Source organism: Pseudomonas sp. GNP012 (assembly GCF_054343835.1).
The window spans coordinates 5,819,081-5,835,062 of the sequence record NZ_JBTGUU010000001.1 but is presented as its reverse complement, the minus strand read 5'-3'; the positions used below and the strand labels follow the sequence as shown (position 1 = coordinate 5,835,062).

Genomic DNA, 15,982 nt, shown 5'->3' with positions numbered 1-15,982 from the left:
GGGGAGTCAGAGTTTAGCCGCCAGGTATCCGAACAGGGTCTGGTACAGCTCATCGACCTCGGCCACCTGCCCGCGGGCCCGCAAACAGCCATGAACCAGGCCCTCGCCGACATACAGCGTGGCAGTCCCGCCCGCAGCGTTCAGTCGCTTGGCATACCGCACGCCGTCATCACGCAACGGGTCGAATTGCGCCACGGCGATCCATGCCGGTGGCAATCCCCTGAAATCCGTGGCGAGCAACGGCATGGCGTAGGCGCTCGGATGGCGGGTGCCCTGCAGGTAAAGGGCGTGATAGCAATCGACGTCACTGCTGCTGAGTAACGGCGCGTCGATGCACTCGCTGCGCGATGGCAGCCGGTGATCGCCGCCCAACCCCGGATAGATCAGAACCTGCGCGCACGGCAACGGCTCGCCGGCATCGCGCAGTGCCAGGCACAACGCTGCTGCGAGATTGCCACCGGCACTGTCACCGGCCACCAGCATGCGCTCCGGATCGAGTTGAAACGGCCCGGTGCGCAGCGCTCGCCAGACCTTCAGGCAATCATCGAACGCAGCGGGAAAAGGATGCTCCGGTGCCCGGCGATAGTCGACGGCGATCACCAGCACACCGAGTGTCGATGCCAATTCGGCGCAGATGAAATCGTGGGAGTCCAGGTCCCCCACCACCCAGCCGCCACCATGCAGGTAAACGATGCACGACGTACTGCTGGCCGGTGGCTGATAGGAACGGACGGCAACGCCGGACAACACGAAGTCGACCACATACAACCCGGCGGGACGTGCCGGAGTAAACGCCCGGCACATCTCGCTGTAGGCCTGGCGCAATCCGGCGAGGCTGCTGTCGGTGCTGTTGAAACTGACGGTTTTCTCGACGAATGCCGTCATCTGTCTGGAAAGCGGGTAAGAAGCCATGAGCCGGGTGCCCGTTCAGGGAAAGGTGTGGGACCCACCCTGTGGGAGCGAGCCTGCTCGCGAAGAGGCCGGCACTTCCAACATCAATGTTGACTGTCAGACCGCCTTCGCGAGCAGGCTCGCTCCCACAGGTCTTGCACAAATCAGACGGGGGTCAGTTCTTCAGGCTGGCCTGAACCGCCGCCACGCCGTCCTTGCCATCGAAACTGCTGACACCCGCCAGCCAGCGCTGCAGGTCTTCGGGATGCTCGCGCAGCCATTTTCTGGCGACATCCTGAGCCGTTTGGCGCTCCATGATCGGTACCATCAGCTGGCTTTCCTGGGCAGCGGTGAACGTCAGGTTCTCCAGCAACCGATTGACGTTCGGGCAGCGCTCGGCGTAATCCGGGGCGGTGACGGTGGATACGGTCGCCGCACCTTCGTTCGGCCCATACACGTCTTCGCTGCCGGTCAGGTAGTCGATCTTCATGTTGATGTTCATCGGGTGCGGGGTCCAGCCGACGAATACCACGAACTCCTTGCGATTCACCGCCCGCTGCACGGCCGCCAGCATCCCGGCCTCACCGGACTCGATCAGTTTGAAGTCCTTGAGGCCGAAGTGATTGGTCTCGATCATCGTCTTGATCGTGGTGTTGGCACCGCTGCCCGGCTCGATACCGTAGATCTTGCCGCCGAGCTGGTCTTTGAACCTGGCGATATCGGCGAAGGTTTTCAGGCCGGCCGCTGCCACGTAGTCAGGGACCGCGAGGGTGGCCTGGGCATCGGCCAGGCTCGGCTTGTCCATGACCTTCACCTGATTGGCAGCCAAGAAGGGTGCGATGTTCTTGTCCATCGCCGGTTTCCAGTAACCGAGGAAGATGTCGAGGCGCTTGTCACGGATGCCGGCGAAAATGATTTGCTGCACAGCGCTGGTTTGCTTGCTTTCGTAGCCCAGACCGTTGAGCAGCACATCGGCCATGCCACTGGTGGCGATCACGTCGGTCCAGTTGACCACACCCATGCGCACGGTCTTGCAGGAGGGATCGTCAGCGGCCAGGACGCTGGTGCTCAGGAGAGCGGTGCCGCAGAAGATTGAGAGACAGCGGGCGAACAGTCTTTTCATCAGGATGATCTCGTGCGGCAGGATTATTGTCGGGCCGGTGTCTTTGTGCACCATGGCCAGAACAATACGCAGCAGACGAGCGGTAAAAGCGACCTGTGGCGACCGTGTTTTGCACGGTGGCGACTGTTCCGACGCGCTTTCAAGATAAACACATACCTGTGGGAGCGAGCTTGCTCGCGATGGCGGTGGATCAGTCGACATAGATGTAACTGACAGACAGCTATCGCGAGCAAGCTCGCTCCCACAGGGTTATATACCAAGCATTAAGCGTTGTAGTGCTTCTCGCCCCAGGCCAGCAGCCCTTGCAGCAACTCCTTCAACACCACCTGCGTAGGCTCCGCCAGATCCGCCCGATAACGGAACGGCTCGAACTCTTCCATATAGGTGCACTGCCCGAGTTCCAGTTGCACTGCGTGGATGTTCTCGCCCGGGTTGCCGTAATGACGGGTGATGTGGCCGCCCTTGAAGCGTCCGTTCAACACATGGGTGTAGTTGTCGTGGCGTGCGCAGATGGCTTCCAGTCGGGTCGCCAGCTGAGGATCGCAACTGGCGCCATTGAAGGTGCCGAGGTTGAAGTCCGGCAGCTTGCCATCGAACAAGTGCGGGATGATCGAGCGGATCGAGTGTGCATCGAACAGCAGCGCGTAGCCGAACTCGGCCTTCAGTCGCGCCAGTTCCTGCTGCAGGGTGCTGTGGTACGGCGTCCAGATCTTTTCCAGATAGGTCGCACGCTCTTCTTTCGAAGGCTCCAGCCCTTCACGGAACAACGGCACGCCGTCGAACAGCGTGGCCGGATACAGGCCGGTGGTCGCGCCCGCGTACAGCGGCTTGTCGTCAGACGGACGGTTCAGGTCTATGACGAACCGCGAGTATTCGGCTGCCAGGGTACTGGCGCCCAGTTCAGCGGCGAAGTCATACAACTGCGGAATGTGCCAGTCGGTGTCCGGCAGGCTTTTCGCCTGGGGGATCAGGCCGGCCTCGACTGTCGGGGTCAGACGCACACCGGCGTGGGGCATGCTGATCAGCAGCGGTACGCGGCCTTGTTTGAAGTTAAGTACCTTATCCACAACGGCTCTCCTACAGATTTGTCTCGACGCCGTGGCGCACGACGCGTTTTTCCAGGTCGCCGCCCAGCCAGTACGACAGGTCGGCCGGACGATCGATTTGCCAGGCGACGAAATCCGCGACCTTGCCGGCCTCCAGCGAGCCGTGGGTATCGGCCATGCCCAGCGCGGTAGCGGCGTGAATCGTGGCACCCGCCAAGGCCTCTTCCGGGGTCATGCGGAAGCAGGTGCAGGCCATGTTCAGCATCAGGCGCAACGACAGTCCCGGTGAGGTGCCCGGGTTGAGGTCGCTGGCGATGGCGATTTTCACGCCGTGCTTGCGCAGGGCATCCATCGGCGGCAATTGGGTTTCGCGCAGGAAGTAAAAGGCTCCGGGCAGCAACACCGCGACGGTACCGGACTCAGCCATGGCGATGGCGTCGTCTTCGGTCATGAATTCCAGGTGATCGGCGGACAACGCGTGGTAACGCGCCGCCAGGCTCGAACCGTGCAGCGAGGACAATTGCTCGGCGTGCAGCTTCACCGGCAAGCCCAGTTCCCGGGCGGTGATGAATACGCGCTCGACCTGCGCCGGCGAGAACGCCAGGTATTCACAGAATGCATCCACCGCGTCTACCAGCCCTTCGGCCGCCAGGGCCGGCAGCATGTCAGCGCAGATGTGATCGATGTAGTCGTCGGCGCGATCGGTGTATTCCGGCGGCAAGGCGTGAGCGGCCAGACAAGTGCTGCGCACGCTGACGGGCAGTTCGGCACCGAGGCGACGGGCCACACGCAGCATCTTGCGCTCGTTGGTCAGGTCCAGGCCGTAGCCGGACTTGATTTCGATGCTGGTGACGCCATCGCGCATCAGGCTTTTCAGGCGCTTGGCGGCACTGGCGAACAGTTCGTCTTCACTGGCCGCGCGGGTGGCGCGCACGGTGCTGGCGATGCCACCACCGCTGGCGGCGATTTCCGCGTAGCTGACGCCTTGCAGGCGCTTTTCGAATTCACCGCTGCGGTTACCGCCGAACACCGTGTGGGTGTGGCAGTCGATCAGTCCCGGGGTGACCCAGGCGCCTTCAAGATCGTTGACGGCCGGGTAATCCCCCGCCGGCAGTTCAGCGCGCGGGCCGATCCACTCAATGAGCGCGCCTGACGTCACGATGGCCGCATCCTCGATGATCGAGTAGACGCCTTGCGCCATGGTTGCGACGTGACAGTGTTGCCAGAGCGTTTTCATCCTTGGCCTCCGTTAGGTTATCGATGAGAAAAAGTCGGCAGAGAGCCCGCGTTTCAAACCCTTTGCTGGCTGTTGCATTGCTCGTCCTTGATTATTTTTATGCGACGCAAAACCGAATCGCCTCCTGTAGGAGCTGTCGAGTGCAACGAGGCTGCGATCTTTTAAAAAACAAGATCAAAAGATCGCAGCCTGCGGCAGCTCCTACATTGGAACCTTTACAGGCTCGGCAGCAACTTCGCCGAAACCAGCTCGTTCAGGCAACGCGAAGCCAACAGCTCGGTCGCGGCATTGATGTCCGGCGCAAAGAAGCGGTCCTTCTCATAGAACGGCACTTCGTTGCGCAGGATGGCGCGGGCCTTTTCCAGTTTTGGCGAAGTCTTCAGACCGTTGCGCAGGTCCAGGCCCTGAACCGCGGCCAGCCATTCCACGGCGAGAATGCCACGGGTGTTTTCGGCCATTTCCCACAGACGCTTGCCAGCCGCCGGCGCCATCGACACGTGGTCTTCCTGGTTGGCGGAGGTCGGCAGGCTGTCCACCGAGTGCGGATGGGACAGCGCCTTGTTTTCGCTGGCCAGTGCCGCGGCGGTCACCTGGGCGATCATGAAGCCGGAGTTCACGCCGCCGTTGGCCACCAGGAACGGCGGCAGTTGCGACATGTGCTTGTCCATCATCAGCGAGATGCGGCGTTCGCTCAGGGAGCCGATTTCGGCGATGGCCAGGGCCATGTTGTCGGCGGCCATGGCCACCGGTTCGGCGTGGAAGTTACCGCCGGAAATCACGTCACCTTCCGCGGCGAACACCAGCGGGTTGTCCGATACGGCGTTGGCTTCGATCGCCAGCACTTCGGCGGCCTGACGGAACTGGGTCAGGCAGGCGCCCATGACTTGCGGCTGGCAACGCAGGGAATACGGGTCCTGGACCTTCTCGCAGTTTTCATGGGAGTCGGAGACTTCGCTGCGCTCGCCGAGCAGATCGCGATAAGCGGCGGCCGCGTCGATCTGGCCTCTCTGGCCACGGGCCGCGTGGATGCGGGCGTCGAACGGCGAGCGCGAGCCCAGTACCGCTTCCACGGTCAGGCCGCCCAGTGCCAGGGCACCGGCGAACAGGTCTTCACCTTCGAACAGGCCGCGCAGGGCGAAAGCAGTGGACACCTGGGTACCGTTGAGCAGCGCCAGGCCTTCTTTCGCGGCCAGGGTCAGCGGGGTCAGGCCGGCAACTTTCAGCGCTTCGGTGGCTTCCATCCACTCGCCTTTGTAGCGTGCCTTGCCTTCGCCCAGCAGCACCAGCGACATGTGGGCCAGAGGCGCCAGATCACCGGAAGCACCCACCGAACCTTTCAGTGGAATGTGCGGGTACACCTCGGCGTTGATCAGGGCGATCAGCGCGTCGATCACCACACGGCGTATGCCGGAGAAACCACGGCTCAGGCTGTTGACCTTGAGCACCATGATCAGGCGCACCAGTTCGTCGCTGATCGGCTGGCCGACACCGGCGGCGTGGGACAGCACCAGCGAGCGCTGCAGGTTTTCCAGGTCTTCGCTGGCGATGCGGGTCGAGGCCAGCAGGCCGAAACCGGTGTTGATGCCGTAGGCGGTGCGGTTCTCGGCTAGGATCTGCTCCACGCAAGCCACGCTGGCTTCGATCTGAGCTGCAGCGCTGTGATCGAGGGTCAGTTTGACCGGTTGCTGATAGACATCACGCAGTTGGGCAAGGCTCAGTTGGCCGGGAATCAAATTAAGCGCAGTCATGTTCATTCTCCTTTTGAGAGTTTGTTGTTAACTACCAGACGCTCCGGAAATATCCGTTGTCCGTCGCTTCCCCCCTTTTAAGGGGGCTGGCGCCTTGGCACGCTGGTCTTGTATGGAAATCAGTTCAAGTTCGGTAAGGTTTTTTTCAGCAAAGCAGGGTCTTTCAGAACGCCGGCAGCGGCGGCAATGTCCGGCGCCAGCCAACGGTCCTGGTCGTAAGCCGGAACGCGCTCGCGCAGCAGACGCCAAGCGGCATCGGTGCCCGCGCCGAAGCGTTGTTCTTTCAAGAATTCAAACGCCTGGGCCGCCAACAGGTACTCGATGGCGAGGATCTGCGTGCAGTTTTCCAGGGCGCGATGCAGCTTCAGCGCTGCGTTGGTGCCAAGGCTCAGGTGATCTTCCTGCAGGCCCGACGTCACGTAGTTATCCAGCACCGCCGGTTGCGCCAGCTGGCGGTTCTCCGCGCACAGGGAAGCGGCCACGTATTGCACGATCATCATCCCGGAGTTCACCCCCGGGTTGGCCACCAGGAACGCCGGCAAGCCGCTGACGTGCGGGTTGATCAAGCGGTCCAGGCGACGTTCGGCAATCGAGCCGATTTCCGCCATGGCAATCGCCAGCAGGTCCGCGGCCATGGCCACGGACTGGCCGTGGGGGTTGGCCTGGGACACCACTCGATAGTTGTCCGCAGTGCCCAGCACCAGCGGGTTGTCGGTGGCGCCGTTGAGTTCGGTTTCGATCTGCCGGGTCGCGTGCACAAGTTGATCGCGCGCAGCGCCGTGCACTTGCGGGATCGAACGAATACTCAGGGCATCTTGCGTGCGAATGCCTTTGCTCTGGGCAATCACTTCACTGCCGTCCAGCAAGGCGCGCAGGTTGATCCCGACCTGTTGCATGCCAGGGTGCGGCTTGAGTGCGATGATCTCGGCATCGAACGCGTCGATCTGCCCGCGCTGGGCTTCGAAGCTCATGGCGCCGATCACGTCGGCCCATTCCAGCAGGCGCGTAGCGTCGGCAATGGCCAGGCAGCTCAGGCCGGTCATGCACGGCGTGCCGTTGACCAGGCACAAACCGTCCTTGGCACCGAGCTTGACCGGTTGCAGGCCTTCTTCGGCCAGCGCCTGTTGCGCGGCAACGATCTGCCCGCGATAGCTGACATTGCCCACGCCCAGCAGCGCGATGCCGATGTGGGCCATGTGGGTCAGGTAGCCCACGGAACCCTGGGACGGCACCTGCGGGGTGATGCCGCGGTTGAGCAGCGCCAGCAGCGCTTCGACGACCTGACGGTGCAGGCCGGATTTGCCGTGGCTGTAGTTGACGATGGCGGCGCACATGATCGAACGGGTCTGCTCGTCGGCCAGTGGTGCACCAACGCCGCAGGCGTGGCTGAGCAAGGTATTGCGCGACAACTGGCTGAGTTGCTCGTCCTGCAGCGAGACGTTGCACAGCGCGCCCAGGCCGGTGTTGATGCCGTAGGCACGTTCGCCGCTGGTGACGATGCGCTGGACGATGGCCTGGGCGTTTTCGATGCGCGCCCAGATCGGCGCCGACAGCTCAAGCTGCGCGCCATGACGAGCGACGGCGACCACATCCTGCCAAGTGACCTGCGCTTGGGTGATAACGATTTTTTCAGCCCGGGACATCTTCAACCTCTGCGAACAACCTGAATATTGATACAGCTTCACTGACGCCTTCGCGGGCAAGCCCGCTCCCACAGGGTTTTGTGAACACCGGAGATCCACTGTGGGAGCGAGCTTGCCCGCGAAGGGGCCCGCCCAGCCACCACAATTCCCTTAAACCACCGCCGCCCGACGCTGCACAAAGCGGTCGACATACTCATCCGCCGGCGAGTGCAGGATCTCTCTCGGCGTGCCGACCTGGATCAGGCGGCCGTCCTTGAGGATTGCGATGCGGTTGCCGATGCGCACGGCCTCGTCGAGGTCGTGGGTGATGAAGACGATGGTCTTGTGCAGGGTCTTTTGCAGTTCCAGCAGCTGGTCCTGCATCTCCGCGCGAATCAGCGGATCGAGGGCACTGAACGCTTCGTCCATCAGGATGATGTCGGTGTCCGCCGCCAGGGCGCGAGCCAGGCCCACACGCTGGCGCATGCCACCGGAAAGCTGATGCGGGTATTTGTTTTCGTAACCCTTGAGGCCCACGGTATTGATCCAGTGCAGCGCACGCTCGGCGCACATGGCTTTGCTTTCGCCACGGATTTTCAGGCCGTAGGCGACGTTGTCCAGCACGCTCTTGTGCGGCAACAGGCCGAAGCTCTGGAAGACCATGCTGATCTTGCGCCGGCGAAATTCGCGCAGGGCTTCCATGTCGTATTGCAGGATGTCCACGCCGTCCACCAGGATCGCACCGCTGGTCGGGTCGATCAGGCGGTTGAAGTGGCGTACCAGGGTCGACTTGCCGGAACCCGACAGGCCCATGATCACGAAGATCTCGCCGCTGCCGATGCTCAGCGACAGGTCGTTCACGCCGACCACGCAGCCGGTTTCGGCCAGCACCTGATCCTTGGTCTTGCCCTGGCCGACCATGGCCAGCGCGTCCTTGGAACGGTTGCCGAAAATCTTGAAGACGTTTTTGACTTCGATCTTGCTCACGGTTGCGTTGTTCATTTGCTCACCTCATGCCGTGCGCGACCATACGCCTGTGTAATGCGGTCGATCACCACAGCCAGAATCACGATCGCCAGACCGGCTTCGAGGCCACGTCCGACGTTGAGGGTCTGAATCCCCACCAGCACGTCTTCACCCAGGCCACGGGCACCGATCATCGAGGCAATCACTACCATCGACAGGGCCATCATGGTGGTCTGGTTGATGCCCGCCATGATGCTCGGCAGGGCCAGCGGCAGTTGCACGCCGAACAGTTGCTGCCAGCGGTTGGCACCGAAGGCGTTGATCGCTTCCATCACTTCGCCGTCGACCTGGCGAATGCCCAGGTCGGTCAGGCGGATCAGCGGCGGCGCGGCGTAGATCACGGTGGCGAAAATCGCCGGGACCTTGCCCAGGCCAAACAGCATCAGCACCGGGATCAGGTACACGAAGCTCGGCATGGTCTGCATGATGTCCAGCAACGGCATCAGCACCGAACGCAGGCGATTGCTGCGTGCCGAGAGAATGCCCAGTGGTATGCCGATCAACACCGAAATGATCGTCGCCACCATCATCAGCGCCAGGGTCTGCATCAGCTTGTCCCAGAGGCCGACCGCCCCCACCAGGAACAGCAGGCCGACGATCACTGACGTGGTCACGACTTTACGGGTCGCGTGCCAGGCCACGCCCGCCACGATCGCCAGCATCAGCCACCAGGGCGCTGCACGCAGCAGCCCTTCAAGATTGACGATGGCCCACAGGAGGGTGTCGGAGATGCTGCGAAATACGTCGCCGTAGTTGGTGACCAGCGAATCGACCCAACTGTTGACCCAGTCGGCGATGGAAAAGGTAAAGCTTTCGGGAAACATAAGAGACTCTCAATCAAGGGGTTGCGATCAAGCGTCCGACTGCCGTTGCCAGCAGTCGGAGAAGCCCAACCTACAAGGCCGCGTCGATTTTCTTGGCTGCGTCTTCGCTCACCCACGCGTGCCAGACTTCAGGATGTTCCTTCAGGAAGATCTTGGCCAGTTTTGGTGATTCGATCCGCTCTTTGCTCATGCGCCCAAGGTTCTGGTTCAGCAGGTCGATTGGCACGTTGACCTTTTCCAGCACGGCCACCAGTTCCGGGGCTTCGTCGTGGAAAGTCTTGGATAGGCCGACCTTGATGGTCACAGTCTTGTTCACGCCTGGTTTCTCTTCGAGTTTCACCGCGTCGATCTGGCCCATCAGCGGCGTTGGCGACCAGTAGTAGAACAGGATCGGCTCGCCACGCTTGTAGCTCGACAGCACCGCGGCATCCAGCGCCGGGCCGGTGCCTGGGCGGAAGTTGGTGTAGGTGCTTTCCAGGCCGTAGCTTTTCAGCATTTCGCTGTTGTCCAGCTCGCAGGTCCAGCCGGCCGGACAGTTGTAGAAACGGCCCTTGGATGGCTCTTCGGCGTCCTTGAACACCGCCGAGTATTTGCCCAGGTCAGCAATGTTTTTCAGGTCCGGCGCCTTGGCTTCCAGCTTGCGCTTGGCGTCGCCTTCGATCACGTAGCGCGGCACGTACCAGCCCTCGACGGCACCCACGACAGGTGCACCGACACCGACGACCTTGCCGGCTTTCTCAGCCTTGTTCCAGACTTCGCTGCGGCCGACCCACTCTTCGGCAAACACTTGAATATCGTTGCTGCTCAGGGCGTTTTCCATGGTGATGGAGTTACCCGGCAGGCTGTCAGTCTTGCAGTCGTAGCCTTTCTCCAGCACGACTTGCATCACGTCGGTCAGCAACATGGCGCTTTCCCAGTTCAAACCGGCGAATTTCACCGGTTTGCCCGACTCGCACCAACCCGCCGCCTGAGTGGCGCCAGCGCTGGCCAGCAGGCCCATGGAAAGCAATGTGGTCAGCAGGGTCTTGTTCGATTTCATTGTTGTGACGCTCCTAATCATGAATTGGCTTACGGCAGTCAAGAGGCATCCAGCCCTGTCCACGTCCAATCAGGCCTGCGCCGCAGCGCGACCGACATTCAGCTTTTGTTCGGTGACAGCGTCCTGCTCGAAACGGCAGGATCAAACGGTCTGGTGTTGCGCTATGCCGCTGCCTGGCCAGTGAGAGCGAGCGGGCTCGCTCTCACATAAAAGCAGCTCCCACGGATCAGGTGTTACTTGCCGGTAATCATCGGCAGGTTCAGCCCTTGCTCCTTGGCGCAGTCGATGGCGATCTGGTAACCGGCATCGGCGTGACGCATAACGCCAGTGGCCGGGTCGTTGTGCAGCACGCGAGCGATACGCTCGGCCGCTTCGTCAGTACCGTCGCAGACGATCACCATGCCCGAGTGCTGGGAGAAGCCCATGCCGACGCCGCCGCCGTGGTGCAGGGACACCCAGGTCGCGCCGCTCGCGGTGTTGAGCAGGGCGTTGAGCAGTGGCCAGTCGGACACGGCGTCGGAACCGTCTTGCATCGATTCGGTTTCGCGGTTCGGGCTCGATACCGAGCCGGAGTCCAGGTGGTCGCGGCCGATCACGATTGGCGCGGACAGCTCACCGCTACGTACCATTTCGTTGAACGCCAGGCCCAGCTTGGCGCGCAGGCCCAGGCCAACCCAGCAGATACGTGCCGGCAGGCCCTGGAAGCTGATGCGCTCGCGCGCCATGTCCAGCCAGTTGTGCAGGTGGGCGTCGTCCGGGATCAGCTCTTTTACTTTAGCGTCGGTCTTGTAGATGTCTTCAGCGTTGCCTGACAGCGCAGCCCAACGGAACGGGCCGATACCGCGGCAGAACAGCGGACGGATGTAGGCCGGTACGAAGCCTGGGAAGTCGAATGCGTTTTCCACGCCTTCTTCCTGGGCCATCTGACGGATGTTGTTGCCGTAGTCGAAGGTCGGCACGCCCATTTTCTGGAAGTCCAGCATCGCTTTGACGTGAACGGCCATCGATTGCTTGGCGGCCTTGATCACAGCGGCAGGTTCAGTCTTGGCGCGAGCACGGTACTGGTCCCAGGTCCAGCCAGCCGGCAGGTAGCCGTTCAGTGGATCGTGGGCGCTGGTCTGGTCGGTGACCATGTCCGGACGCACACCGCGCTTGACCAGTTCCGGCAGGATTTCAGCCGCGTTACCAAGCAGCGCGATGGAGATCGCCTTGCCTTCTTTGGTGTACTTGTCGATACGCGCCAGCGCGTCGTCGAGGTCTTTGGCTTGCTCATCGACATAGCGGCTTTTCAGACGGAAATCGATGCTGACCTGCTGGCATTCGATGTTCAGCGAGCAGGCACCGGCCAGTGTCGCGGCCAGAGGCTGGGCACCGCCCATGCCGCCCAGGCCAGCGGTCAGGACCCACTTACCCTTGAGGTTGTCGTTGTAGTGCTGGCGACCGGCTTCGACGAAGGTTTCGTAGGTGCCCTGGACGATGCCCTGGCTGCCGATGTAGATCCAGCTGCCGGCGGTCATCTGGCCGTACATGGCCAGGCCTTTGGCGTCCAGTTCGTTGAAGTGTTCCCAGCTCGCCCAGTGCGGCACCAGGTTGGAGTTGGCGATCAGTACGCGCGGGGCGTTGGCGTGAGTCTTGAACACGCCGACCGGCTTGCCGGATTGCACCAGCAGGGTTTCGTCTTCGTTGAGGTTGGTCAGGCTTTCGACGATCTTGTCGTAGCATTCCCAGTTACGGGCAGCGCGACCGATACCACCGTAAACCACCAGCTCCTTAGGGTTCTCGGCAACTTCCGGGTCGAGGTTGTTCATCAGCATGCGCAGCGGCGCTTCGGTCAGCCAGCTCTTGGCGGTCAGCTTGTTACCGCGTGCGGCACGGATTTCAACGTCACGAAACTTAGTAGGTTTAATGTCAGTCACGAAAAAGACTCCTCAGCAATCAATCCAAACCAACCCAGGCAGTGGGCGAGCAAGCCAATGGGCATCAGTGCACACCGGCGAATCAGTGGACGATGGTTGAGTCCTCGTGACTCATACGCATACGTCTTTACTTGTACATACAAGCATATGCAATCAGGCGGCCAACTTATTGGATGAGCATTCAAGAAAAATCATGAAACGGCTGGAGAGCGCCTGGAACAAGGGTTCCGGGGAAGATGAAATTTTTCCGGGGGATTTTTGTGGCGAGGGGACTTTGTTACCTGAGCGGGGTTTTGCGCCATGCTGGGGCGTTCGGTAACACCTGATGCCCAATTGAGCGCATTCCAGAAACACCCTACAACATCATCAGAAACATCCGACTCCACCTCCATCAATCCTCGCCGACTTCACGAGCAAGCCCCCTGATGTCACTTCTGCGAGGAACCCGTAATGAAACAGTGGAAAGTTCAAACCCACCTGCTCCTGCTTGCCGGCATTCTCCTGAGCAGCCTGACCGGCATCGGCGCACTCGGCCTGTACGGCATGCGCGCTACGGTCCAGGGACTGGAGACGGTTTACCTGGACCGGGTCATTCCGCAACAGGATCTGAAGAAAATCTCCGAGCTGTATTCAGTCCGGATCGTCAACGCTATCCACAAGGCCCGCGATGGCATCCTCAGTGGCGTCGATGCAGCGCAGCAGATACGGCAAGCGATGCTTGAAATCGAACCGCTCTGGCGCACCTACCTCTCGACTCGCCTGGTTGATGAAGAGGTGCGACTGATCAACGAAATCACACCGCTGATGCAGGCGACCAAAGTACCGCTCCAGCGTTTGCAGGCGGTCTTGAACCGCAACAACGCCGCCAGTCAGAGCCTGGAGCAGTTCGCCACACACCAGCTTTACCCCTTGATCGACCCGCTGACCTCACTGTTCTCGCAGCTGACGGATGCTCAACTGAAAGAAGCTCGCAATCAGTTCGAGCACAGCCAGGCACTCTATGAGACCAATATGAGGCTGATGGCCGTGATCCTGGCTCTGGCACTGTTGTTTGGCAGTCTTTACGCCCTGCTGTTCAGCGCCAGGCTGGCGCGATACCTGGGCGCCGAGCCTCACGAGCTGGCCAGTATCAGCACAAGGATTGCCCAGGGCAGGCTCGGCGCTCCGGTGAACAGTAACGCGAAGTCAACGGGTGTCATGCAATCGGTCGAGGCCATGCGACGCAGCCTGGCCAGCATGATCGGCAAGGTGCGCGAGGCCTCGCAGCATATCGAGTCCTCGACCCTGAACCTGAGCATCTCGTCTGAACAAGGCCTGAAACAGGCGGCCGAGCAAAATGGGGCGGCCTCTTCCATTGCCGCCGCCGCGGAACAGATGTCAGCCAACATTACACACATCGCCGAGAACGCCGCGCAGGCGCACGACACCACCCTAAAGGCCGAGCAGATCACCGCTTTCGGCATTGCCACCATGGAGCGCTCTATCCTCGAGATGCAGCAGATCGCCCAACTGGTGACCCAGTCGTCGGATGAGATCGACCAATTGACCCTGCACTCCAACGCCATCGGGAAGATTGTCGGCATGATCCACAGCATTGCCGAACAGACCAATCTGCTCGCACTCAATGCCACCATCGAGGCGGCGCGGGCCGGTGAACAAGGACGCGGGTTTGCCGTGGTGGCTGACGAAGTGCGGGAGCTGGCAACCCGCACGACCCGCTCTACCGCCGAGATTGTGGTGCTGGTGAGCACAATTCAAAGCGGCATGAGAAAGGCCAACAGTAGCATGAACACTGGGCGCGAGCGCGTACTTCAGGGCCAACAACTGATCGACAGCGCCGGAGCGTCGATGAATGACGTCAAGACCGCGCTCAACGCGTCACTCAATGCAGTCAGCCAGATCTCCAACGCCTTGCAGGAACAGCGTGAAGCCAGCGAAGACGTGGCGCGCAATGTGGAAAACGTGGCGCAGCGGGTCGAGGAAAATGTCGCGGCGCAACAGCAGGCGGTGCAAACCATCCAGGCACTCAAGCAGATGTCGAGTGAGCTGGAGGCGACCGTTCGAGGTTTTACCCTCGAACGGGAATGACCGGGATCAGTCGCGCGAGGTCAGTTCGATCACGCAGCACAGCCCATTGATGGCGACATCCAGTAATCCGGCATCAGCCTCCAATTGCAGGCAATCATGACGGCCCAATTGCCGGGCGTTGTTATCGACCGACACCTCAACCTGCTCACTCACGCTGAACACCAACACCGTGCCCGCCGAACTGAAAAACCGCTGCTCGCCCGACAACCACTGCAACCGCGCGCTGTAACGCTGCGGCGCGTAAATCAGGTTGAAATCGCGAATCGGCCCACCGAGCAATGTGCAAGTCACCTTGCTTTCACCACTGAAGGCAAACGGGTCCAGCGGTAACAGTGGCCGTGTGTTCTGGCCATCCACCGTCAAGGTCATGCCGTCGCCCTGCAAAACGGTGATCACTCGCTCATAACCGGCAAAAGTGGAAAAACCGCCCGATTCGCCAATGTCGGCAATCGACAGGCGCCAGCCAAAGCCATCCAGGCCGGTGCCAGCATCGCGGGTGATTTCTTCGGTGCTGCCGCCGCCGTTTTTCCACGGCATGCGCGGGTAATCGACCGCACGTAAAACTTTCAGACTACTCATTCATGGCTCTCTATTTATGAAACCGACCTTCCAGACGATGACGGGAACCAGGGTGGATCAATCGAGCGGCGGTCACCGGCTGACGACCGGACCAGGTGCGGCGACGGATCAGCAGGCACGGCTCGCCTTTTTCAATCTGTAGCAATTTGCATTCGGACGGCTCGGCCAGGATCGCCTCGACCACGTGCTCGCCTTCGGTCAGCGGCGCGACCTGGTTCAAATAGGCATAGGGCGTTTGCAGGGTGAAGTCCTGCTTGAGGTAATCCGGCGCCACCAGCGCGTTGACGAAACGGTCTTCGATCTGCACCGGAATATCGTTTTCGAAATGCACGATCAGTGAATGGAACACCTTCTGCCCTTCGCGCATGTCCAGGGCAAGGGCGCGCTCGGAGCCGGCGGCCTCTTCTTCAAGGGTGATGACCTTGCAGGTGTGGCGATGACCGCGGGAGGCGATTTCGTCGGCGATGTTGTGCACTTCGAACAGGGCCGATTGGCTTTTCGGCTCGGCGACGAAGGTACCGACGCCTTGCATGCGCACCAGCAGGCCATCGGCGGTCATCTCGCGCAGCGCGCGGTTGATGGTCATGCGGCTGAAGCCCAACTGGCTGACCAGCTCACTTTCCGACGGAACGCGGTAGTGCGGCGGCCAGTTTCCACTGTCGATTTGCTGGGTGATCATTTGTTTGACGCGGGCGTACAAGGGCGCCGGACTGTCGCCCATGTTCGCGGCCAACGGAGAGACTGGAGGCGGAGTCGGCACGGTTAATCCTTGGTCGTTTGGATAGGGTTGCTAGCTTGCCGGAGTTTACCGGGCAGGCAAACGTCTGTATATGTATATACAAA

At 61.2% G+C, this 15,982-nt stretch carries 13 protein-coding genes; 1 reads left to right on the top strand and 12 read right to left on the bottom strand.

Features of this window, described 5'->3' with window-relative positions; all coding sequences use genetic code 11:
* Positions 1–6: 6 nt before the first annotated feature.
* From ACXX83_RS26405 to hutU, 10 genes are all read right to left on the bottom strand, one after another.
* The gene (locus ACXX83_RS26405) at positions 7–912 is read right to left on the bottom strand and encodes an alpha/beta hydrolase (protein WP_458550010.1); all 906 of its coding nucleotides are present in this window, start codon (positions 910–912) and stop codon (positions 7–9) included.
* A gap of 154 nt (positions 913–1,066) precedes the next feature.
* Positions 1,067–2,014, bottom strand: coding sequence for a choline ABC transporter substrate-binding protein (locus ACXX83_RS26400; RefSeq protein ID WP_217836942.1), 948 nt, complete (start codon positions 2,012–2,014; stop codon positions 1,067–1,069).
* A gap of 263 nt (positions 2,015–2,277) precedes the next feature.
* Positions 2,278–3,081, bottom strand: a complete 804-nt coding sequence (hutG, locus tag ACXX83_RS26395) for an N-formylglutamate deformylase (protein WP_217836941.1) — start codon at positions 3,079–3,081, stop codon at positions 2,278–2,280.
* Between the two features lie 10 nt (positions 3,082–3,091).
* Entirely contained in the window at positions 3,092–4,297 is a 1,206-nt protein-coding gene (gene hutI / locus ACXX83_RS26390; RefSeq protein WP_217836940.1) for an imidazolonepropionase, read from the bottom strand.
* A 215-nt stretch (positions 4,298–4,512) separates the two neighbouring features.
* A complete protein-coding gene (gene hutH, locus ACXX83_RS26385) occupies positions 4,513–6,045 on the bottom strand; it encodes a histidine ammonia-lyase (protein ID WP_217836939.1) in 1,533 nt (510 codons plus the stop codon).
* A gap of 119 nt (positions 6,046–6,164) precedes the next feature.
* Entirely contained in the window at positions 6,165–7,688 is a 1,524-nt protein-coding gene (hutH, locus tag ACXX83_RS26380; protein WP_458550009.1) for a histidine ammonia-lyase, read from the bottom strand.
* A 150-nt stretch (positions 7,689–7,838) separates the two neighbouring features.
* Complete coding sequence (locus ACXX83_RS26375) at positions 7,839–8,669, bottom strand: quaternary amine ABC transporter ATP-binding protein (protein ID WP_015093103.1); 831 nt, start codon at positions 8,667–8,669, stop codon at positions 7,839–7,841.
* Complete coding sequence (locus ACXX83_RS26370; protein WP_217836937.1) at positions 8,666–9,517, bottom strand: ABC transporter permease; 852 nt, start codon at positions 9,515–9,517, stop codon at positions 8,666–8,668. Before ACXX83_RS26370 ends, ACXX83_RS26375 begins: the two co-directional genes overlap by 4 nt.
* 70 nt (positions 9,518–9,587) lie before the next feature.
* Positions 9,588–10,556 (bottom strand): ABC transporter substrate-binding protein, encoded by a 969-nt coding sequence (locus ACXX83_RS26365; protein ID WP_126048741.1) that lies wholly within the window; start codon positions 10,554–10,556, stop codon positions 9,588–9,590.
* Positions 10,557–10,789: 233 nt separating this feature from the next.
* On the bottom strand, positions 10,790–12,472 hold the full coding sequence (gene hutU / locus ACXX83_RS26360) for a urocanate hydratase (protein ID WP_104451135.1): 1,683 nt from the start codon (positions 12,470–12,472) through the stop codon (positions 10,790–10,792).
* A gap of 450 nt (positions 12,473–12,922) precedes the next feature.
* Between hutU and ACXX83_RS26355 the strand changes: the two genes are divergently transcribed.
* Complete coding sequence (locus tag ACXX83_RS26355) at positions 12,923–14,560, top strand: methyl-accepting chemotaxis protein (protein WP_458550008.1); 1,638 nt, start codon at positions 12,923–12,925, stop codon at positions 14,558–14,560.
* Positions 14,561–14,566: 6 nt separating this feature from the next.
* Here the strand turns inward: ACXX83_RS26355 and ACXX83_RS26350 are convergent, their stop codons facing one another.
* Both ACXX83_RS26350 and hutC read right to left on the bottom strand, forming a co-directional pair.
* Complete coding sequence (locus ACXX83_RS26350; protein ID WP_458550007.1) at positions 14,567–15,139, bottom strand: HutD/Ves family protein; 573 nt, start codon at positions 15,137–15,139, stop codon at positions 14,567–14,569.
* Between the two features lie 10 nt (positions 15,140–15,149).
* Positions 15,150–15,860 (bottom strand): histidine utilization transcriptional repressor HutC, encoded by a 711-nt coding sequence (gene hutC, locus ACXX83_RS26345; protein ID WP_162135916.1) that lies wholly within the window; start codon positions 15,858–15,860, stop codon positions 15,150–15,152.
* Positions 15,861–15,982: the final 122 nt, after the last annotated feature.

What these genes read in the sequence shown, in the direction of transcription:
- hutC (WP_162135916.1), bottom strand. Translation starts at nt 15,860, where the DNA reads ATGGGCGACAGTCCGGCGCCCTTGTACGCCCGCGTCAAACAAATGATC.
- ACXX83_RS26365 (WP_126048741.1), bottom strand. Translation starts at nt 10,556, where the DNA reads ATGAAATCGAACAAGACCCTGCTGACCACATTGCTTTCCATGGGCCTG.
- ACXX83_RS26350 (WP_458550007.1), bottom strand. Translation starts at nt 15,139, where the DNA reads ATGAGTAGTCTGAAAGTTTTACGTGCGGTCGATTACCCGCGCATGCCG.
- hutI (WP_217836940.1), bottom strand. Translation starts at nt 4,297, where the DNA reads ATGAAAACGCTCTGGCAACACTGTCACGTCGCAACCATGGCGCAAGGC.
- ACXX83_RS26400 (WP_217836942.1), bottom strand. Translation starts at nt 2,014, where the DNA reads ATGAAAAGACTGTTCGCCCGCTGTCTCTCAATCTTCTGCGGCACCGCT.
- ACXX83_RS26370 (WP_217836937.1), bottom strand. Translation starts at nt 9,517, where the DNA reads ATGTTTCCCGAAAGCTTTACCTTTTCCATCGCCGACTGGGTCAACAGT.
- ACXX83_RS26355 (WP_458550008.1), top strand. Translation starts at nt 12,923, where the DNA reads ATGAAACAGTGGAAAGTTCAAACCCACCTGCTCCTGCTTGCCGGCATT.
- hutH (WP_217836939.1), bottom strand. Translation starts at nt 6,045, where the DNA reads ATGACTGCGCTTAATTTGATTCCCGGCCAACTGAGCCTTGCCCAACTG.
- ACXX83_RS26375 (WP_015093103.1), bottom strand. Translation starts at nt 8,669, where the DNA reads ATGAACAACGCAACCGTGAGCAAGATCGAAGTCAAAAACGTCTTCAAG.
- ACXX83_RS26405 (WP_458550010.1), bottom strand. Translation starts at nt 912, where the DNA reads ATGGCTTCTTACCCGCTTTCCAGACAGATGACGGCATTCGTCGAGAAA.
- hutH (WP_458550009.1), bottom strand. Translation starts at nt 7,688, where the DNA reads ATGTCCCGGGCTGAAAAAATCGTTATCACCCAAGCGCAGGTCACTTGG.